Annotated in this window: 16 protein-coding genes; 10 read left to right on the forward strand and 6 right to left on the reverse strand. The window is 72.6% G+C overall.

Annotation, left to right across the window (positions count from 1 at the left end):
* Window positions 1-38: 38 nt before the first annotated feature.
* The 5 genes from POL25_RS40555 to POL25_RS40575 all read left to right on the forward strand — a co-directional run bounded on the left by POL25_RS40555 (window position 39) and on the right by POL25_RS40575 (window position 6,445).
* Window positions 39-896 (forward strand): hypothetical protein, encoded by an 858-nt coding sequence (locus tag POL25_RS40555; RefSeq protein ID WP_272091791.1) that lies wholly within the window; start codon window positions 39-41, stop codon window positions 894-896.
* A 72-nt stretch (window positions 897-968) separates the two neighbouring features.
* Window positions 969-2,792, forward strand: coding sequence for a feruloyl-CoA synthase (locus tag POL25_RS40560; protein WP_272091792.1), 1,824 nt, complete (start codon window positions 969-971; stop codon window positions 2,790-2,792).
* Between the two features lie 258 nt (window positions 2,793-3,050).
* Window positions 3,051-4,403 (forward strand): sigma 54-interacting transcriptional regulator, encoded by a 1,353-nt coding sequence (locus tag POL25_RS40565; protein ID WP_272091793.1) that lies wholly within the window; start codon window positions 3,051-3,053, stop codon window positions 4,401-4,403.
* Window positions 4,404-4,542: 139 nt separating this feature from the next.
* Window positions 4,543-5,085 (forward strand): inorganic diphosphatase, encoded by a 543-nt coding sequence (locus POL25_RS40570; RefSeq protein WP_272091795.1) that lies wholly within the window; start codon window positions 4,543-4,545, stop codon window positions 5,083-5,085.
* 406 nt (window positions 5,086-5,491) lie between these two features.
* Entirely contained in the window at window positions 5,492-6,445 is a 954-nt protein-coding gene (locus POL25_RS40575; RefSeq protein WP_272091796.1) for a DMT family transporter, read from the forward strand.
* A gap of 259 nt (window positions 6,446-6,704) precedes the next feature.
* Here the strand turns inward: POL25_RS40575 and POL25_RS40580 are convergent, their stop codons facing one another.
* Window positions 6,705-7,217: a hypothetical protein gene (locus POL25_RS40580; protein ID WP_272091797.1), complete on the reverse strand. Its 513-nt coding sequence runs from the start codon at window positions 7,215-7,217 to the stop codon at window positions 6,705-6,707.
* Between the two features lie 397 nt (window positions 7,218-7,614).
* Window positions 7,615-8,913, reverse strand: a complete 1,299-nt coding sequence (locus tag POL25_RS40585; protein WP_272091799.1) for a hypothetical protein — start codon at window positions 8,911-8,913, stop codon at window positions 7,615-7,617.
* Between the two features lie 40 nt (window positions 8,914-8,953).
* Here POL25_RS40585 and POL25_RS40590 point away from each other — a divergent pair, with 40 nt between their 5' ends.
* The 3 genes from POL25_RS40590 (at window position 8,954) to POL25_RS40600 (ending at window position 12,997) form a co-directional block, all read left to right on the forward strand.
* Entirely contained in the window at window positions 8,954-10,702 is a 1,749-nt protein-coding gene (locus tag POL25_RS40590; protein ID WP_272091800.1) for a TrkH family potassium uptake protein, read from the forward strand.
* A gap of 87 nt (window positions 10,703-10,789) precedes the next feature.
* The gene (locus POL25_RS40595) at window positions 10,790-12,538 is read left to right on the forward strand and encodes a TrkH family potassium uptake protein (RefSeq protein ID WP_272091801.1); all 1,749 of its coding nucleotides are present in this window, start codon (window positions 10,790-10,792) and stop codon (window positions 12,536-12,538) included.
* A gap of 9 nt (window positions 12,539-12,547) precedes the next feature.
* The gene (locus POL25_RS40600) at window positions 12,548-12,997 is read left to right on the forward strand and encodes a potassium channel family protein (RefSeq protein WP_272091802.1); all 450 of its coding nucleotides are present in this window, start codon (window positions 12,548-12,550) and stop codon (window positions 12,995-12,997) included.
* Between the two features lie 208 nt (window positions 12,998-13,205).
* On the opposite strand, the gene POL25_RS40605 is transcribed toward POL25_RS40600, so the two are convergent.
* Window positions 13,206-13,454 (reverse strand): helix-turn-helix domain-containing protein, encoded by a 249-nt coding sequence (locus POL25_RS40605; RefSeq protein ID WP_272091803.1) that lies wholly within the window; start codon window positions 13,452-13,454, stop codon window positions 13,206-13,208.
* 479 nt (window positions 13,455-13,933) lie between these two features.
* Entirely contained in the window at window positions 13,934-14,944 is a 1,011-nt protein-coding gene (locus tag POL25_RS40610) for a lysylphosphatidylglycerol synthase transmembrane domain-containing protein (protein WP_272091804.1), read from the reverse strand.
* A gap of 121 nt (window positions 14,945-15,065) precedes the next feature.
* On the opposite strand from POL25_RS40610, the gene POL25_RS40615 reads away from it, so the two are divergent.
* A complete protein-coding gene (locus POL25_RS40615; RefSeq protein ID WP_272091805.1) occupies window positions 15,066-15,920 on the forward strand; it encodes a fumarylacetoacetate hydrolase family protein in 855 nt (284 codons plus the stop codon).
* Window positions 15,921-15,924: 4 nt separating this feature from the next.
* Here POL25_RS40615 and POL25_RS40620 read toward each other — a convergent pair whose 3' ends face one another.
* Window positions 15,925-16,419, reverse strand: a complete 495-nt coding sequence (locus POL25_RS40620; RefSeq protein WP_272091806.1) for a hypothetical protein — start codon at window positions 16,417-16,419, stop codon at window positions 15,925-15,927.
* A 217-nt stretch (window positions 16,420-16,636) separates the two neighbouring features.
* Window positions 16,637-17,608 (reverse strand): macrolide 2'-phosphotransferase, encoded by a 972-nt coding sequence (locus POL25_RS40625; RefSeq protein ID WP_272091807.1) that lies wholly within the window; start codon window positions 17,606-17,608, stop codon window positions 16,637-16,639.
* 431 nt (window positions 17,609-18,039) lie between these two features.
* Between POL25_RS40625 and POL25_RS44765 the strand changes: the two genes are divergently transcribed.
* Window positions 18,040-20,145, forward strand: a complete 2,106-nt coding sequence (locus POL25_RS44765) for a fused MFS/spermidine synthase (RefSeq protein ID WP_272091808.1) — start codon at window positions 18,040-18,042, stop codon at window positions 20,143-20,145.
* The last annotated feature ends 273 nt before the right edge of the window (window positions 20,146-20,418 follow it).

The raw sequence follows: 20,418 nt of genomic DNA on the forward strand, positions 1-20,418 counted from the left end.
GGCTGCTCGCTCGTCGGACATGGTATCGTGCTGCGGCCATGAGGTTCGCCCCGCCCGCGCTGCTCGTCTCGCTCCTCGTCGGCTGCGGCGGCGAAGCTCCCCCGCCGCCGCCCGCCCCGGTTCAAGCGCCCGCTCCGGCGCCCGCCCCCGAGCCCGAAGCACCGCCGCCGCCGAGCGGCCGCGTCTTGCTGGTCGCCAGCGAATTTGGCCTCTCGCCGCTCGCCTGCTACCTCGACGCCAGCCAGCAATTCGCCGGCGGCGCCGACTGCCTGGTCCTCGCGCCCGAGGGCACCGAGGTGTGGCTCATGAGCGGCGCGCCCGCGAAGGTCGTGGGCCGCGCAGTCGCGGCCTGCCCCGGGGTCGGCGAGCCCGAACCCACCCTCGTGATCGACGCCCCACCCGAGGCCCTGCGCGGTGACGCGCTCGTCCCGGCCAGCCTCAAGGGCGCGCTCGTCTACGTCACGCCGACCCCGCCGCCCGAGGCCGACCGCGACGCGCCCGCGGAGCTGCGGGCCCGCATCGCCGAGACCATCACCGCCGCCGCACCTGGCCTCAAGGTCAGCAAGCTGCGCATCGACCAACACGCCCGCCTCGACCTCGACGGCGACGGCAGCCCCGAAGCGCTGGTCGCCGCCGTGGTCCCCGACCCCAAGGACGCCGAAGCGAACCTCCGCTTCAGCGGCCTGTTCCTGGTGCCCGCGAGCGGCGCCCCGGTGCTGCTGCGCTCGCGCGTCGACACCCGCGAGCGCTACGCCCTGCTCGGCGCCCTCGACCTCGACGGCGACGGCCCGCGCGAGCTCTACCTCAACACCTACGGCGACGACGGCTTCTCGCTGTCGCTCGAGTCGCGCGGCCCGAGCGGCCTGCAGTCCCTCGGCCGCTGGGCCTGCGGCTGACGATCGATGCATGACCCGAAGGACATGTCCGTTGCGACATGTTCCGCGAACACTCCGAACCATCGAGGCGCCATGACCGACCCGCAGCCGCTGTCTCTCGCGCTCGCGCCCGCCGAGGTGGTCGTCACCTACCGCGAAGGCGGCGTCATGGAGCTGCGCTCGCCGCAGCCGCTGCAGCCCTACCCGGCCACCCTCGCGGCCGCGCTGCGCCGCTGGGCCGAGGAGGCGCCCGAGCGGGTGCTGCTCGGCGAGCGCCGTGACGGCCAGCTGTTCGAGCTGACCTACGGGGCCGCGTGGGCCCAGATCCGCCGCCTCGGCGCGGCCCTGCTGGCGCGCGGGCTGTCGGCCGCGCGGCCGCTGCTCTTGCTGTCCGACAACAGCGTCGACAACGCCCTGCTGCAGCTCGCGGCCATGTACGTCGGCGTGCCCGCGGTCCCGGTCTCGCCGGCCTACAGCCTGGTCTCGCAGGACCTCGAGAACCTGCGCCACATCGCCGCCCAGGTCGAGCCGGGCCTGGTGTTCGCCGCCGACGGGGCCCGCTTCGCCCGCGCGCTCGCGGCCGTCGGCGCCCCCGCGGTCGTCGGCCAGGCGCCGGGCGCCGGTCATTCTGTCCTCGAAGACATGCTCTCCGAGACATGTTCCTTGGACCATGCCGACGCCGCCCACGCCGCCACCGGCCCCGACACCGTCGCCAAGATCCTCTTCACCTCGGGCTCGACCAGCCGGCCCAAGGGCGTCGTCAACACCCAGCGCATGCTGTGCTCGAACCAGCAGGCGATCGCCCAGTGCTGGCCGTTCCTGCGCGCGCGCCCGCCGGTGCTGGTCGACTGGCTGCCGTGGCACCACACCTTCGGCGGCAACCACAACTTCAACATGGCGCTGTTCCACGGCGGCTCGCTCTACCTCGACGAGGGCAAGCCGGCGCCGGGCCTGATCGAGCGCACCGTCGCCAACCTGCGCGCCGTCCCGCCGACCCTCTACTTCAACGTCCCGCGCGGCTTCGAGGTCCTGCTGCCGCACCTCGAGCGCGACGCCGAGCTGCGCGAGCGGTTCTTCTCGCGCCTCGACGTCATCTTCTACGCCGGCGCCGCCCTGCCGCCCAACCTGTGGGCCCGCCTGGTCGCGGTGGCCGAGCAGGCCGGCGCGGCCGGGCGCGTGCTCATGGCCTCGGCGTGGGGCTCGACCGAGACGTCGCCGCTGGTCACCAGCGTCCACTTCTCGATCGAGCACGCCGGCATCATCGGCCTGCCGGCGCCCGGCTGCGAGCTCAAGCTGGTCCCGCGCGAGGGCAAGCTCGAGCTGCGGGTGCGCGGGCCCAACGTCACGCCCGGCTACCACCGCGAGCCCGAGCTCACCGCCGCCGCCTTCGACGACGAGGGCTACTACTGCATCGGCGACGCCGGCCGCCTCGCCGACCCGACCGACCCGCGGCGCGGCGTGGTGTTCGATGGCCGCGTCGCCGAGGACTTCAAGCTCACCAGCGGCACGTGGGTCAGCGTCGGCGCCCTGCGGGTCGCCTTCATCGCCGCCGCCGCGCCGGTCGTGCAGGACGTCGTGATCGCCGGCGAGGGTCGGACCGCCGCCGGTGCGCTGATCTTCCTCAACCCCGACGGCTGCCGCGCGCTCGCCCCGGATGTCCCCGCGGACAGGTACACCGACGACCCGCGGATCCGCGCCCACCTGGCCGCCGCGCTGGCCGCCCACAACGCCGCCAACCCGACCGGCAGCCGCCTGCTGGCCGCCGGTGTCGTGCTCGCCGAGCCGCCCGCGATCGACGCCGGCGAGATCACCGACAAGGGCTACATCAATCAACGCGCGGTCCTCCGCCGCCGCGCCGCCGACGTCGCCCGCCTCTACGCCAGCCCGCCCGACCCGGCCCGCGTCGACCCGGCCTGATCGCCTGCGCTTCGGGACATGTCGCTTCGGACATGTTATCGACACGCTGGCGCTCGGGCGGGCGAATCAACCTGTCCCGAAGGACATCCTTAGTTCTCCGACTCGCGCCCTCCCCTGGCCCCCGAGCGGTCGCGGGTACCGCAGCCCCGAAGGTGCCGCCCTGCCCTCCGCGCCAGCCGCTGGCGGCTTCGGGTTCGCCGCACTAGCCCGTGCGCGCGCCCGCGTGGTAGCCTGCGGCCCGAAAGCACCGTTTTCGCAGTGAGCACACCCCGCGACAAGCCGATCGATCCGACCGCCGCCGTCCCGCAATTCACCCGCAGCTATCAGCGGCTCGGGCGGGTCAACCTGCGCGTCCTCGACGGCCCCGATCGCGGCAAGGAGTTCCACGTCGACCTCTCCGATCGGCGGCTCATCACGGCCGGGCGCGACGCCGTCAACGACATCGTCCTGAGCGACACCCACGTCAGCGGCAACCACTTCCAGATCGCCGTCACCCCGCGCGGCCTGCTGCTGCGCGACCTCGACAGCACCAACGGCGTGCACGTCGGCGACGTGCGCGTGCGCGAGGCCTGGCTGACCGCGCAGACCGTGTTTCGCGCCGGTCAGTCGACCTTCCGCCTGCTCGGCACCGACGACGTCCAGATCGCGCTGCCGCCGATCGATCGGTTCGATCAGCTCTACGGCCGCAGCGCCGCCATGCGCGAGCTGTTCTCCACCCTCGAGCGGCTGGCCACCCGCGGCGATCGCCTGCGCGTGCTCATCGGCGGCGAGACCGGCACCGGCAAGGAGTTGGTCGCGCGCGCGCTGCATCACCGCTCCTCGCGGCAGGCCGGCCTGTTCGTCGTCCAGGACTGCACCGCCATCCCGCGCGAGCTGGCCGAGAGCCTGCTGTTCGGCCACACCAAGGGCGCCTTCACCGGGGCCGTCGGCGACCGCCCCGGCAGCTTCGAGGAGGCCGACGGCGGCACCATCTTCCTCGACGAGATCGGCGAGCTCCCGCTCGATCTGCAGGCCAAGCTGCTGCGCGTCATCCAGGAGGGCGAGGTCATGCGGGTCGGCGAACGCAGCCCGCGCAAGGTCGACGTGCGGGTGCTGTGCGCGACCCATCGCGACCTGCGGGCCATGGTCGCCGAGGGCCGCTTCCGCCAGGACTTGTTCTTCCGCATCGCCGACGTGCGGGTCGAGGTCCCGAGCCTGCGCGAGCGCGAGGACGACGCCGTCCTGCTGGCCGATTTGTTCCTCCGCCGCTGCGCCGGCGCCGGCGAGCCGCGCGTCCTCGCGTCGTCGGCCCGCGCCGCGCTGCAGGCCCACGCCTGGCCCGGCAACGTGCGCGAGCTGAAGAGCGTCGTCGAGCGGGCCCACGTCATGGCCGACGGCCCCGAGATCACCGCCGACGACCTCTCGCTCGCGCCCGAGGCCAGCGCGCGGCGGTCCGTCGCCCACGACGGCCTGTTCTTGCTGCCGCACGATCGCGCCGTCGACGAGTTCGAGCGGCTCTACTTCGCCAGCCTGCTCGCGCAGCACCCGTCCAAGGCCAAGGCGGCCCGGGCCGCCGAGATGTCGGGCGAGGGTCTGCGTCAGGCGCTCAAGCGGCTGCAGCTGCGCGGCTGACGTCGGCGCGCGATCTCACCGCCGGGCTCGCCGGAGCCGCGTGAGGCCGATCCGGGCGGCGCGTCGCCGCGGCCGCGCGACCTGCGATGCGTGCGCGATTGCTTGACAGGCCCGGGGGGTCCGCACCACGCTCCGCGCGATGCATCCGTGGCACGACATCTATGTCGACGAAGGCCAGCTCCCCCACGTCCCGGCGGTGATCGAGGTCCCGCAGGGCAGCAAGAACAAGTACGAGGTCGACAAGGAGACCGGCTTCCTCCGCCTCGACCGCGTCCTCTTCAGCGCGGTGCACTACCCCGCCAACTACGGCTTCATCCCGCGCACCTACTGCGACGACGGCGACGCGCTCGACATCCTCGTCCTGCAGCAGAGCCCCGTGCACCCGCTGTGCATCGTCACGGCCCGCCCGATCGGCGTCATGCGCATGCGCGACGACAAGGGCATCGACGACAAGATCGTCGCCGTCAGCACCCACGACCCCTGGTTCAACGAGTACACCGACCAGTCGCAGCTGCCGCACCACGTCATGCGCGAGGTCCGGCGCTTCTTCGAGGACTACAAGATCCTCGAGAACAAGACCGTCGTCATCGACGACATCCTCGGCACCGCCGAGGCCCTCGGCGTCATCCGCGAGGCGTTCGAGCTGTACAAGCGGCTGCGCCGCGGCGAGCTCAATAAGTAGTCGCGCGGGACATGTCCTTCAGGGCATGTCCTCCGGGGCATGTCCCTCGGGACAGCGCTCCGATGCCCGGCGCGCGCGTGCCATGGCGCGCGAGCAGTCTTGGCCGGCGGCGATTCGCGGCCGGCTGGATCGCACGGCGACATGCGGGGTCCTTGCGGACATCCTCGATCGGCCCACATCCTGCGCTCGCAGGCTCCACTGGGCCGGTCGAAGAACTGGCGGGCGGACCGCCCGCGCGCTGAGAACTCGCTCGGGCGATGGCTCGTCGGCGACGAGCGTGCCCTGACCGCGACGGCGAGCTCGGAGGGCCCTCGCGTTTGCGGCCCAGGAAGCAGCATCCTGGAGCTCCGCGTGGGCCTCGCGCCGACATCGACCCGGCTCTCCGTCTCCGCTACCGTCGCGCCCGTTGCCACCCCCCACGGGCCAGGACACCGCCAGGGCCGTCGCCGCGCTGCTCGTCGTGCAGCTGCTGTTCGGCACCCACTACAGCGCCGCGCGCGAGATCACCGCGTATCTCGATCCGATCGCGTGGACGCTGATCCGTCAGTGCGGCGGCGCCCTCCTGCTCGTCGGCGCCGCGCTGGTCCTGCGCAAGGCCTGGCCGCGCCGCGGCTGGGGTCTGCTCGCCGTGCTCGGCCTGCTCGGCGTGGTCTTGAACCAGCTGCTCTTCAACGCCGGCATCCAGCGCTCCACCGCCGTCCACGGCGCGCTGGTCATGGCCACCGTGCCGGCGCAGACGCTCGCGCTCGGGGTCCTGTTCGGCCAGGAGTCGTTGACCCGGCGCAAGCTCGCCAGCGTCGCGCTCGGGGTCGTCGGCATCGCCGCCCTGTTCGGCGTCGACCAGCTGGCCGTCGGGACAGGTGCCTGGCTGCGCACCCGCGACGGCGCGCTCGCGGCCCGCTTCAGCGACACCGTGCTCTGCGGCGACCTGCTGATCCTCGGCAACGCCGCCGCCTACTCGCTGTTCCTCGCCCTCTCCAAGCGCGTGTCCGAGTCGACCGACCCGCTGACCCTCTCGGCCGCGATCTACGCCTGCTCGCTGCCGATGATCGCCGTCGTCGGCCTGCCCGCCCTCGTCGCCGTCGACCTCGCCGCCGTGCCGGGCCACGTGTGGCTGCTCGGCGCGCTCGTCATCGTCGGCCCGACCGCCGTCGCCTACATCCTCAGCCTCTACGCCCTGCGCCGCCTGCCGACCTCGCTGGTCGGGCTGTTCATCAACGTCCAGTTCATCATCGCCGCCGCCACCGCCGCGCTGTGGCACGGCGAGCGCCTCGACGACCGCACGGTGCTCGCCGCCGCCGCGGTGCTGCTCGGGCTGTCGCTGCGGTTCGTGCCCGAGCGCGGCGCGCCACCGAGCTGAACCTCGGGACATGCCCCTCGGCGCATGTTCCCCCGGACATGTGCGCGAGCGCGCTCCGGCCGGCTCGCGCTCGCCGCCGGCGCGGATCTCCAGGACATGCCCCTCAGGACATGCCCGTGCGGACATGCCGCAGAGAGCATGTCCCGAGAGTCATCCCGCGCGGCGCCGCGCCTCGTGGCGCGAAATTGGACGGAGCGGCCCGGGCACCATTGCCCGGGCCGCCCTTGGTTGCGCCTCGTCCAAAAACTTGTGGGCTCGCTCAGGGCGTGGCGTCGGTCACCAGCTCGGCGAGGACCCGCGACGGACGCGGGCGGGCCGGGTGGACGCGATCGCGCACGCCCGAGCGGGCGGCGTTGCGGCGAGCTGCCCAGGGGGTCAGGTCGGGGTTGCCGGCACCGGCCTCGCGCGGCGGCGTGACGGGGCGGGCCACGGCGGGGCTATGGGCCAGCCCTGGCGTCTCGGCGACGGGGCGGCCGCTCCAGCCCTTGCGCTTGCCCTTGCGGCCGGAACCGGCAGCGGGCTCGGCCTTGGCGGCGGCCACGGTGAGGCGGTCGTTGCGGCGGGCCAGGTACTTGGCGACCGCGATCGAGCGATGGCATTCGCCGAGGGGGGCGGCGTGCCGCTGGCGGGGGAAGTTGCGGACCCCGGGTCGGCCGGAGGGAGGAGCGGCACCGAGCGTGTTGCTCGGGCCAGCGAGCGAGCGGAGAGCCTGAGGGGCCCGCGCAGTGTTGCCCAAGATCTTGGGGGGGCAGCGGCGGCTTCTCGTTCGCATCGGCTGTTTCATGGGGCAGCTTCCACGCGGACGCTCGCGGTCGATTCCGCGAGCGGCTGTACGGCCGGACTATATGCACACTGGTTCGCTTTCGGTACCCGGAAAGCACAGGGCGCCGTCGACCCCGCCGAGGCCGACCACCAGACCCGGCGACAGGCCCGGCGCGGGGTGGACAGCGAGGCCGCATGATGCGCGCTAGCGTGCCGTGGAGGCACGAATTCGCCACAATTGGATCTGTGGATAAATCTGCCAGCAGAGATCGGTTTCGTCCTTCGGACAACTGTCACATTGTAGTTTTTGTAAGGGGCAACACAATCACGGCAACAGCAGCCGGCGCGCCTGCGCTCGTCGCCCCGCTACGTGCAACGGCTCACGGTGGATCACTCCCTCCTCCGGATCACCGACGTGATGTCGCGGGCCGCGGGGCCTCCGCCAATGCGAGCGAGAACTCGAGCTCGGACCGCGAGACCGCGGCGGTGACGACCCGCGCCCGGTAGTCGACGCCGAGCATGTCGAACTCGATCGCGCCGGCGACCGACTCGCTGAGGGCGAAGGTCTGCCGGCCGAGACCGGAGAACCACACCGCCGCGCGCACCCGCAGCGCGCCCGTGACCTCCTCGAGCGTGCCGTCGGCGACCTCCACCGCCAGGTCACCGCCGCGCTCGGCGGCGGCCTTCGGCGTGCCGCCGAAGCTGAGGCGGGCGCAGGTGCCCTCGGTGCTCCACGCGTGGACCTTGAGCGGCCGCTCGCCGGCCCGCCAGTCGACGCCCGCGAGCAGCTCGCCGCGCGGGTCGGGGGCGCCGTCGCGGTTGTAGCGCGCCGGGATCTGGCCGCTCGCCATGGCCCGGTTGGCCAGCGCGGCCGCCACCCCGCCCGACATGCGCAGACCGACCAGGCGGGCGTCGCTGCCCGGCGGGCGAGCTGTCCCCGGGGACAGGGCCTCCGCCGGCAGCGCGGCGTGGGCCCACAGCTCGAGGTCGGTCGCCCCGCTCTTCAGCTCGATCTTCGTCAACGGGACGTCGCCGAGGTCGATCTCGAGGTCGACGAGGTCGTCTGTCCCTTGGAGCAGGTTGTCGCGGATCTGCGGCCAGCGCCCGCCGACCAGCTCGCGCAGGAAGGTCTCGGCCAGCGCCTCGACCTGCTCGCGCCCGACCAGCGCGCGCGCGGCCCCGGGCACCAGCGACAGCAAGAACTCGGCGAACCGCTTGCGCTCGGCCGGCGGCAGGCTCGGCCTCACTTCGCGGAGGTCGGCGGCGCCGAGGCGCAGGCGCACGCTGCCGGCGGCCGGATCGAGGCGCGGCGCGACCACGGCGTCGAGCTCGAGCGCGGTGACGGGCTTGCCCTGACTGAGGAGGGCCACGCTCACGCGCGCGCCGACGCTGCCGGCCGGGGCCGGGCGAAAGGCGACGCTGCGGATCGTCACCGCGAGCGCGCCGAGATCGACCGGGCCGAGGTCGGGCAGCGGCAACCGCACCTGCGGCAGGCTGGCCAGCGAGCGCTGCACGCTCTGGCTCAGCGTCGCGTACGGCACCGCCAGGGCCAGGTGGGGGCCGGGCGCGGCGGCGCGGCGCGTGAAGGCCTCGCGGTCGGCTCGCACCTTGCTGCACACCGAGCTGGCGCAGCCGGGCGTCGTCAGCAGCAGCGGGATCAGCGGGGCGAGGACGAGGAGGACGCCGGGGGCGGGACGAGGGCGCATGTGGCCCCAGTCTAGCGGGCCCGGCGGTTATAGTGGCGGCGTGTCGCTCGGCAGCGTCCTCGTCCTCCTCGTCGCGCTCGGCGTCGTGGCCCTCGACCTCGCCGTCACCTCGTCCTGGACCGGCCTCGTCATCGTGTTCGGCATGGCCGCCGTGACCCTCGCGGTCGCGGAGGAGGTCCGGCAGATGATCTTCGCCCGCCGCGAGGGCGCCGGCATGGACGGCGTGCTGTGGTTCGAGGTCGCGCTGCTGCTGGCCCTGCTCGGCTTCCTGCTCGCGCGGACCTTCGCCCTCACCGGCCAGTTCGGCGGCACCCTCGAGGCCAGCGGGATCGCGGCCCTCGAGACCTACGACCTCGTGTTCGCCAGCCTGGCCGCGGTCGCCGGCGGCCTGGTCATCGCCCCCGAGCGCACGGGACATGTCCTCCTGAACATGTCCCAGCGGCCAGCCATGATGCTGATCGGCAGCTTCGCGGCGATGATCCTGATCGGCAGCCTGCTCCTCACCCTGCCGCTGTCGCTGACCCAGGCCGCCCACACCTCGTACGTCGACTCGCTGTTCACCATGGCCAGCGCCGTGTGCGTCACCGGCCTGACCGTCAACGACGTGCCGACCGTCTACACCGCCTTCGGTCAGGGCGTCATCCTCGCCGGCATCCAGCTCGGCGGCGTCGGCATCATGACCATCGCCGCCCTCGCGCTGGCGTTCAGCCATAACAGCTCGCTCCAGAGCCAGCTGCGCTACGCCGCCATGCTCGACGCCCGCACCGTCACCGACCTGCGCAAGATCGTCGTCGGCATCCTCGCCGGCACCTTCGTCGTCGAGGCCATCGGCGCGCTGCTGCTGTGGTCCCTCCTGCTCGGCGACCCGCGCCTCGGCGAGCACTCGGCGCTGTGGATGGCCGTGTTCCACGCGGTCTCGGCCTTCTGCAACGCCGGCTTCTCGCTGTTCCCCGCCAGCCTCACCGGGTTCGCCGGCGAGTTCGGGGTCCAGACCGTGATCATGGGCCTCATCATCCTGGGCGGCCTCGGCTTCCCGGTCATGGTCGAGCTGGTGCGCCACGGCTGGCGCCGCCTCGTCCGCCTGGTGAAGCGCTCCGCGCCGGCGCCCGCCCGCCTGTCCCTGACCACCCGCGTGGTCCTCTCGACCAGCCTCCTCCTGATCGTCGCCGGCACCGTCGTCATCTACGCGCTCGAGTTCTCGCACGCGCTGGTGCCGGCCAGCGAGCAGGGCTTCGGCCGCCGCTTCATGGCCGCGCTGTTCGCCTCGGTCAACACCCGCACCGCCGGCTTCAACTCCTACGACATGGCCGGCCTGCGCGACGCGACGATCCTCGTCACCTGCGCGCTGATGTTCATCGGTGGTTCGCCGGCGTCGACCGCCGGCGGCATCAAGACCACCACCTTCGCCACCATCGTCGCCACCCTGCGCGCGGAGCTGCGCGGCCGCGAGCCCGAGCTCGGCGGTCGCGCCCTCGCCCCCGAGGTCGTGCGCAAGGCCACCGCCGTGCTGGTGATGATGGGCGGCCTCGCCCTGACCATCATCCTCCTGCTGGCCCTCACCGAGCGGCAGCCGTTCCTCAAGCTGTGCCTCGAGGCCGTCTCGGCGCTCGCCACCGTCGGCCTCTCGACCGGCATCACCGGCTCGCTGACCGTCGCCGGCAAGCTGATCGTGTCGGCCGCGATGTTCCTCGGCCGCGTCGGCCCCTTCACGATCGCCCTCGCCGTGGGCGAGAGCGCGGCCAGCCAACCCCGCTACCGCCTCGCCCGCGAGGATCTCCCGGTCGGCTGACCCGGGCCTGCCCGTGCACCTCGCTGCGCGCCGCGGCGCCCCGCAACAGCGCAGCCCGCGAGGCCACGCGGCCGGTATAGTGGTGGCGTGTCGATCGGCAGCCTGATCGTCCTCCTCGTCGCCGTCGCCGTCGTCGCGCTCGACGTCGCCGTCGCCTCGCCGTGGACCGGCCTGCTCGTCGTGCTCGGCATGGGCATCGTCACCCTCGCCGTCGCCGAGCAGGTGCGACAGATGATCGCCGCCCACCGTAAAGACGCCAACCTCGGCGGCGTGCTGTGGTTCGAGGTCGCCCTGTTCCTCGCGCTGCTCGGGTTCTTCCTCGCCCGCGCCGTGATCCTCGGCGACGCCTTCGACGGCCCGCTGACCGCCCGCCGCCTGGCCGCCGCCGAGACCTACGACCTCGTGTTCACCACCCTCGCCGCGCTCGCCGGCGCCCTGGTGATCGCGCCCGAGCGGACCGGACGTGTTCTTTTGAACATGTCCCAGCGGCCAGCCATGATGCTGATCGGCAGCTTCGCCGCCCTGATCACGCTCGGCAGCCTGCTGCTCACCTTGCCGGTCTCGCTGACGGACGCGGCCCACACCTCGTACGTCGACTCGCTGTTCACCATGGCCAGCGCGGTGTGCGTCACCGGCCTCGCGGTCAACGACCTCGGCGCGACCTACAGCCTGTTCGGCCAGGGCGTGATCCTCACCGGCGTCCAGCTCGGCGGCATCGGCATCATGACGGTGGCCGCCCTGGCGCTGGCGTTCAACAACAACAGCTCGCTGCAGAGCCAGCTGCGCTACGCCGCCATGCTCGACGCCCGCACCGTCGCCGATCTGCGCAAGATCGTCGTCGGCATCCTCGCCGGCACCTTCATCGTCGAGGCCATCGGCGCCTTCCTGCTGTGGCTCATGCTCGCCGGCGACCCGCGGATCGGCGACGCCTCGGCGCTGTGGACGGCCGTGTTCCACGCGGTGTCGTCGTTCTGCAACGCCGGCTTCGCGCTGTTCCCGGGCGGCATGGGGGCGTTCGTCGGCGACCTCGGCGTCCAGGTCGTGGTCATGACGCTGATGATCCTCGGCGGCCTCGGCTTCCCGGTCCTCGTCGAGCTGGTCCGCCACGGCTGGCGCCGCACCGTCCGCCTGGTGCGGCCCAGCACCCCGGCGCCGCCGCGGCTGTCGCTCGCCACCCGCGTGGTGCTTTCGACGACCCTGGCGCTGATCGTCGCCGGCACCGTCGCAGTGCTCGCGCTCGAGTTCGGCTCGGGGCTCGCGCCCGCGGGCGAGCACGGGATCTTCCACCGCCTGTGGTCGGCGCTGTTCATCTCCGCCAACACCCGCAGCGGCGGCCTCGACACCGTCGGCGTCGGGGCCATGCGCGACGCCACGCTGCTGGTCCTGTGCGTGCTGATGTTCATCGGCGGCGCCCCGGCGTCGACCGCCGGCGGCATCAAGACCACCACCTTCGCCACCGTCGTCGCCACCCTGCGCGCGGAGCTGCGCGGCCGCGAACCCGAGCTCGGCGGTCGCGCCCTCTCGCCCGAGGTCGTGCGCAAGGCCACCGCCGTGCTGGTGATGATGAGCGGCCTGCTGATGGCGTTCATCCTCCTGCTCAGCCTCACCGAGGACCTGCCGTTCCTCCACGTCGCCTTCGAGGCCGTGTCGGCCCTCGCCACCGTCGGCCTCTCGACCGGCATCACCGGCTCCTTCTCCGTCGCCGGCAAGCTGATCCTGACCGCCGCGATGTTCCTCGGCCGCGTCGGCCCCTTCACCATCGCGCTCGCCGTCGCCGACCGAGCCGCCGCCCACTCGCGCCACCGCCTCGCCCGCGAGGACCTCCCGGTCGGGTAAGCTGTCGCCATGGCACAGAGCCGCTACCTCATCATCGGCCTCGGTCGCTTCGGCGCCGCCCTGGCCGAATCGCTCGCCGAGCAGGGCGCCGAAGTCATCGCCGTCGACCGCGACATGGCCATGGTCGACGCCGTCAAGAAGAAGGTCGCCTACGCGATCGAGCTCGACGCCACCGACCCGCAGGCGCTGCTGTCCATCGACCCGCTCAAGTGCCGGGCCGCGATCGTCGCCATCGGCGAGAACTTCGAGGCCACCGTGCTCACCCTCGCCGCCCTCAAGGAGGTCGGCGTGCGCGACATCGTCGCCCGCTCCCGCTCCGCCCGCGAGTCGCGCATCCTCCAGGCCGTCGGCGCGACCCAGGTGATCGAGCTCGAGTACGAGATGGGCCGCACCTTCGGCAAGCGCCTGATCGGCAGCGCCGAGGCCCAGCCCGCCCTCGGCCAGGCGCTCAAGCCCTGACTCTCGGTACATGTCCGATCGGGCCTGTCCGAAAGGGCATGCCTATCGGGACATGTCGATATGTACATGTCACCGAGGACATGTACGACCGCGCCCCGAGCATCACGCCGGCCGAGCGCCCCGCGACCGCTTAAACGACCAGCGGCCCGACGCCGGAGCGACGGACCGCGCGAGGAGCGTTGAGGAGCCGCCCCCGGTCTTCGATCGTTCACGCGGTCATCGCGGCGACCGGAGCGACGGTCGCGGCCTGACGCGGGGAGGTGTCACCGAGACCGGGGCGGGCGCCCGCGTCGCGGATCCAGCGGATATTGTGCTTGATGATGCGCCGCTTGAGCGCGTGCCGGGTGATACCGAGCAGTTTTGCTGCCTCGACGATGCTGCCCGCGGTGTGGAGGGCGGTCTCGCAAAGGAGGCGTTCGGCGGCGGTGAGGTTGTAGGTGTCGAGGACGATCTGCATGACGACAACCTAGAACATCCCCTTGATCCATCGGAGACCAAGCGCGCGGCGCCGGGACAGCGACCGGCTTGTGCTCCGTGCGTCGCGCGGCATGTGGCCGCGTACTCGTGGGCACCGGCGGAGACATGCGCGACGGCGAGCACGCCGCCCCGCCTTCACGACTCGCAGCAGCACGGCCACCGCAGCCAAACGCGGCGCTTCGGCTCGCCTCACGTCCGTGGTCGCGGTCCTCGCCGTCGATCGCTGCGACGTGGGGTCGCCGCGAGCTCGCGGCGTTATCCGATCCGGATCAACACCGCCGATCGATCGACGCTCTCGCGGGTGACGACCGCGGCGCAGGCTGCTCCGATCGCGGCGAACGCCACGCCGACGCCACCACGAGCAGCACCTCGCTGAAGTCCTCTCGCGTCACCGCGACCCATCGATCTGCAGGCGCGGAGAGGACGGCGCCCGATCGGCTTTCGCAGCGCCCCGGCCGCTCACGCGCGCGGCCCGACCGGCGGCTCGTCGCTCGCCGGCGGCGAACCCGAGCCGCGGCGGATCAGCACCGCCAGCGCCACCCCGCCGACCAACTCGCCGTACCACAGCGTGCACGCGCGGATGAGGATCGTCGACGCCAGCGCGATCGGCTGCGTCACCCCGTGGGCCAGCCGCGCCACCAGCACCGTCAGCGAGCCCTCCGTCGCGCCGAGCCCGCCCGGCAGGAAGCTCAGCGCGCCGATCAGCGTCGTCGTCGCCCACAAGAAGATGCACAGCGGCAGGCTCGCCTCGACCCCGGGGAAGCCGTGGAGGATCAGCCAGTAGCCGACGCACTCGAGGCCCCAGCCGACCACGCTGATCACGCTCAGCACCAGCAGCGCTCGCAGCCGCAGCACCGCCGCGCTGCTCTCGACCAGGCCCTCGGCGCGCGCGACCAGCCCGCGCAGCCGCGGCAGTCGGCCGAGCAGCGCCAGCAGCCCGCGACACAGGCGCGGGCTGCCGAGCACGACCACGCCCGCGACCACCAGCGCGAGCGTGACGATCGCTACCGGCAGGTACTCACGGTGCTCGGCGATGCCGACGAGGCTCAGCACCACGAGCGCGACGAGGTCGGTCAGGCGATCGGCGACGACGATCGGCGCGGTGCGGGTGAACGGCACCCCGTCGGTCTCGCGCAGCAGATAGCTGCGCAGCACCTCGCCGATCTTGCCCGGCGTCACCGACATGCTGAGGCCCGCGAGGTAGACCAGCAGCGAGCGGCTGTACGTGAGCCCGGGCGCCGACCCGGGCCCCTCGCCGCGGACCGCGAGCCAGCCGAGGCACAGCTCCCACTTCAAGAAGCGCAGCAGGTAGTTGACGCTCGACAGCGCCAGCGCCACCAGCACCATCGACCATGTATATTCGGACATGGCCTCTCGGACACGTCCGGCGTCGACCCACAGCACCGCCGCCACGTAGACCAGCACGCCGAGCGCGACGCCGACGAGGGCGCGGCGGACGAAGCGGCTCACGCGAGCTCCGGGGGTCGGTGCGGCATGGGCGGCGAGGATAGCGGCCCCGGCGGGCCAGACAAAGCCGTGAGGCGCGGGCGCCGACTTGCGCGCGGGCGGCGAGGCGGGCAGCATCGCGGCGATGACCAGCGGAGGCAACGACGAGGTGCTGTGGCTCGGGCGCGCCCGGGCGCCCGGAGCGGCAGGTGCGCGGACGGTGCGAGTGCGGACGCGCGGCGCTGCGCCGGGTCCGAACGACGTCGCCGAGGAGATCGACGATCCGTTCGCCGACGACGACGGCGATCCGTGGCAGCAGACCGCGGACGCGCGCGCCGGCTCGCAGCAGCAGGTCGGCGCGCTGGAGCTGCTCGCGCCGGCGCGGCCCAGCAAGGTGATCTGCGTCGGTCGCAACTTCCGCGCTCACGCGGCCGAGCTCGGCAACGAGGTCCCGACCGAGCCGCTGCTGTTCTTCAAGCCGCCGAGCTGCCTCGTGCCCGCGGGCCAGACCGTGCAGCTGCCCCGCGGCTACGAGCGCATCGACATGGAGAGCGAGCTGGTCGTGGTCGTCGGCCGCAAGGCCAGCCACGTCGCCGCCGACCGGGCCCTCGAGCACGTCGCCGGCTGGCTCGTCGGCAACGACGTCTCGAACCGCGACCTGCAGAAGCGCGACAAGCAGTGGACCCGCGCCAAGGGCTTCGACGGCTTCGGCCCGCTCGCCGCCTGGATCCGCCTCACCCCGCCCGGCTTCGCGCCGCCGGCCCAGGCCCGGATCCGCGGCTGGCTCAACGGACAGGCCAAACAATCCGCACCGCTCGCCGACATGGTGTTCGACGTGCCGTTTCTGCTGGCATACATCAGCGCCTGCATGACGCTGATGCCGGGCGACCTGATCTTCACCGGCACGCCCGAGGGCGTCGCGGCGCTCCAGCCCGGCGACTCGGCCGAGGTCGCCCTCGAGGGCTTCGAGCTGGCCCCGCTCGTCACCCCGTTCGCCTGAACCCTCACCGCTTGCCCGGCCCCGCCAGCGTCGCGATCTGCTCGCACGTCAGCTTGCAGGTCTCGCGGTCGGTCTTGCGCAACGAGGTGTCGGTGTAGCAATCGTCGAGGCACGCCGACAGGTGCTCGAGCGTCGCCGGAGCCGGCGCATGGACGATGCGCTCGGCCCGGCGCGCGCACGCCTGCAGGCACATGTCGCGACCGGCGCCCCGGTTGTGACAGGACGCCATGCAGCGGGCCACCTTGACCACGCCGCCGTCATATTCGCGCTCGCGCTCCCGCGTCGACACCGACGGCGCCGTACTCGGCGCCCGCGCGGCATCTTCGGCCGCATCGGCGCGCGGCGCGGCGACGAAGGGGACGAGCAGCAATGCCAGGAGCGATGCGGTGATCGATGCAGTTCGCATATCCTCGGGGGTAGCGCGGGTGCTGTGTGCCGCAATGCGACTCGCAGCACGCAGCGGCGAAAGCACCGCGGACGCGCAGCCGCGACGCATCATACGGCCGCGCTCGATTGTGCACACGCCACGCGCGCCGGCGAATCGCGGCCCGACAGGGGCCTCGGCCGCGAGCGCAGCAATTATCGAGCCATTCCGACTGTGATCATTGCCCGATCGCGGCCAAAAGGCCCCTGCGCGCGGGCCCCGGCCGCGAACGCGCGCGGCGCTCGCGGGACGGTGCCCACAATCGCCGCGCGCTCGCTTTCGTCGACTGCCATCAATCGGCGGCTTCGCCGTCGAGCTCGGCCAGATGCGCGCGCGAGTGCGCGAGCGCCTCGGCGTGGCCGGTCCGCAGCGCCCATTCGGCGGCCACCACCGCCCACGCGGCCCACCGCTCGCCCGCGTGCTCGATGAGCCCCGGCCAGGTCACCCCGCCGGCCGCCGCGAAGCGCTCGACCAGCCGCTCCAACGCGTCGCGCCCGAAGCAGCCGAGGAACATCGCCATGTCGGTCGCCGGGTCGTCGATCCGCGCCTCGGTCCAGTCGAGCACGCCAATTACGCGCCCGTCGTCGGCGAGCAACATGTGGCCCGGGTGCAGGTCGCCGTGGACCAGCGCGGTGTGGGTGGGCCACAGCGCGTCGCTCTCCAACCACCGATGCCAGCGCGCCCACATCCGCGGCGACGGCTGCAGCGCCTCGCGCGTGGCCGTCATCGCCGCCGCCAGCTTGGCCCGCGTCGCCGCGAGCGTCCACGTCGGCACGCCCTGCGACGCCGCCGAGGTCGGGGCGATCGCCTGCAGCGCCGCCAGCACGTGCGCCATCGACTCGACGAACACCGGCGACGGAGCCGCCGGATCGATGATGTTCCACTGCGGGCCCGCGGGCGTGACCGCGACCGCCGGGACGCCGGCGATCCGCGGATAGGCGATGACCTCGGGCGCGTGGACCCGCCAGTCCGGCACCGCCACCGGCAACTGCTCGCCGACCAGCGCCAGCACCCTGGCCTCGACGCTCGCCGCGGCCACCACGTCGGCCCGCCGCGGCGCCCGCACGATCCACGGCGCCCTCGCGGCGTCGGTGCCGTGCGCGACCACGAAATCGAGGCCGGTGTTCTCGAGCGCCTCGCTCGCGGCCTCCAGCACCAGCCCGTGACGCCGGGCCCGCGCCAGCAACTCGGCGACGGTGTCGGGCGGGGCGGTGAAGGCTGGGGCGGAAGACGACTCGTTCAAAGAAATGGACTTTTCAGACATGTTCGAAGATTCCTGTGCTCTCGGACAGGTGATCCGACGAGCGCGAGGAGGCCGCGAGAGCCGGTCGCGAGGCGACCGAGGTGCGCGCGGTCCTCCGGGTCAACGGGAGGGTCAAGCGCGACCACGCCGCGACGCCGATGCACGCGCCGCAGAGCCGGCGCACACACGGGCGGCGGCGGTGCTCAGCGCAGGCGGATGAACGCGAACATGGGCCGAGCTTCGCACCGCCACGGCGACCCGCGCAAGCCCCGAATGAACCGCCGCGTGCCGCGAACCCCGGCGCCGGCCAAACAGCCCCGTGGCGCACCGGAGGCCGATTTGCGGCGCACCGCCATCGGCCGGCCTCATGCGGCGGACCGCGCAGCGGAGCCGGCCCGGCTCTCCGCCCCGCGTGACCGTCGCCTGCGCGATTGGAGTACCCTCGCGCGGCTGTGACCGCTCCAGCCCGCACTCCCGCCTCCTCCGTGCTGTTCGCCGTGGCGATCGGGCTCGGCGCGTTCCTGCTGTTCCTCGTCCAGTTCATCCTCGGCAAGCAGCTGCTCCCCTGGTTCGGCGGCGCGCCGGCGGTGTGGACCACCTGCATGCTGTTCTTCCAGCTGCTGCTGCTCGGCGGCTACGGCTACGCCCACCTGCTCGCCGACCGCTTCACGCCGGCGCGCCAGCGCGACATTCACCTCGCCGCTCTCGGCCTCGCCGCCGTGCTGCTGCTCGTGCGGGCCTTCGTGTGGCCGGCCCCGATCAGCCCCTCCGACGCCTGGAAGCCGGACGCCGAGGCCAGCCCGATCCTCGCCATCCTCGGCCTCCTCGCCTTCACCGTCGGCCTGCCCTTCCTCGTGCTCGCCGCCACCGGCCCGCTGCTGCAGAGCTGGTTCGCCCGCGTGCGCCCCGGCGTCTCGCCCTACCGCCTGTACGCGCTGTCGAACCTCGGCTCGCTGCTCGGCATGTTCTCGTACCCGTTCGCGCTCGAGCCCGCGCTGCCGATCGCCGGTCAGGGCTGGGTGTGGTCGATCGGCTTCTTCGTGTTCGCCGGCGTGTGCGCGGCCTGTGCCGTGCTCGCCGGCTCGGCGCCCGCGATCGCCAGGCCTTCGGGACATGTCGTTTCGGACAGCAAACCCGCGGCCGGCAGGAAGCTGCTGTGGTTCGCCCTGGCGACCATCCCCTCGACCATGCTGCTGGCGACCACCAGCCAGATCAGCCAGGAGGTCGCCGTCATCCCGTTCCTGTGGATGTTGCCGCTCGCGCTCTACCTGCTGAGCTTCATCCTCTGCTTCGAGTACGAGCGCAGCTACGTGCGCGCGCTGTGGCTGCCGCTGCTCGTCATCGGCGCCGGCGGGGCCACCTACGCCCTGTACGCCGGGGTCTACGCCGGCATGGTCCTGCAGCTCGTCATCTACCTCGTGACCCTGCTGGCCTACTGCATGGTCTGCCACGGCGAGCTGGTGCGGCAGAAGCCTGACCCGAAGTACCTGACGCAATTCTACCTGATCGTCTCCGCCGGCGGCGCGGCCGGGGGGATCTTCACGGGCGTGGTCGCGCCGCTCCTCTTCCCCGAGTTCTGGGAGCTGCCGATCGCGCTGTTCGTCGGCTTCGCGCTGGCGATGTACGTGCTGTACCGCGGCGCCTGGCCGCAGCGGCTGTGGCTGTCGGCCCTGTCGGCCTTCGGCGTGCTCGTCGGCTCGCTCGCGCTCGCGGGCGCGCTCGTCCATCACATGCGCGAGCAGCTCGACGACAACATGTTCGTCACCCGGAACTTCTTCGGCGTCCTGCGCGTCGACCGGGCGAGCGGCGGAAACCTCGCGTACACGCGCCTGCGCCACGGCCGGATCACCCACGGCATCCAGTTCGAGGGCGAGCCGCTGAGCTCGGTCCCGACGAGCTACTACGGGCAGACCAGCGGCGTCGGCCTCGCGGTCGAGAAGCACCCGCGGCGGCTCGCCGGCGAGAAGCTGCACATCGGCGTCGTCGGCCTCGGCGCCGGCACGATGGCCACTTACGGGCGCGAGGGCGATCGCGTGCGCTTCTACGAGATCAACCCGGCCGTGGTCGCGCTGTCGACCGGCGACGAGCCCTACTTCACGTACTTGCAGCAGAGCGACGGCGAGGTCGCGGTGGTCGTCGGCGACGCCCGCGTCGCGCTCGAGCGCGAGCAGCCGCAGGGCTTCGACGTGCTCGCCATCGACGCTTTCAGCAGCGACTCGATCCCCGCGCACCTGCTCACGGTCGAGGCCGTCGAGCTCTACTTCCGCCACCTGCGCGAGGGCGGCCTGCTCGCGGTCCACATCTCCAACCGCTACCTCGACCTCGACCCGGTCGTGCGCGGGATCGGCGAGAAGCTCGGCCTCCACGTCGAGTACGTCGAGGACCTCGAGAACGACGAGGTCGTGTGGCAGAGCGACTGGATGCTGTTGGCCCGGCGCGACAGCGACATGAACAGCCCCGACCTCGTCGACGCGCTCGCGCCCAAGATCGACCCCGATGCGCCCTATCCGCTGTGGACCGACGCGTACAGCAACCTGCTGCAGGTGCTGAAGCGTTGAGCGGCGCGATCATTCGCTGAGCACGCGGGCCGCCTGACAATTCGCGGGGCCCGCGATACACACTGCGCCGATTCGCGCCCCTGGCACGACATCGCGCATTCGAATGATCCGCACCGGATAAGCCACAAATGACATAAGGCGCGTTCACACGGGCGCCCGTCCGCGCGTGAATAGGGCCTGGGGGCCGGCGTCGCAGCGGCCCCCCGAACAGCGTCTATCAGCGGCCGCGCTCGCTCCTGCTCCTTTGCGGGCCTGCCGCTGGTTGACGAGAGG

The organism is Nannocystis bainbridge, assembly GCF_028368995.1.
GTDB classification, from domain to species: Bacteria; Myxococcota_A; Polyangia; order Nannocystales; family Nannocystaceae; genus Nannocystis; species Nannocystis bainbridge.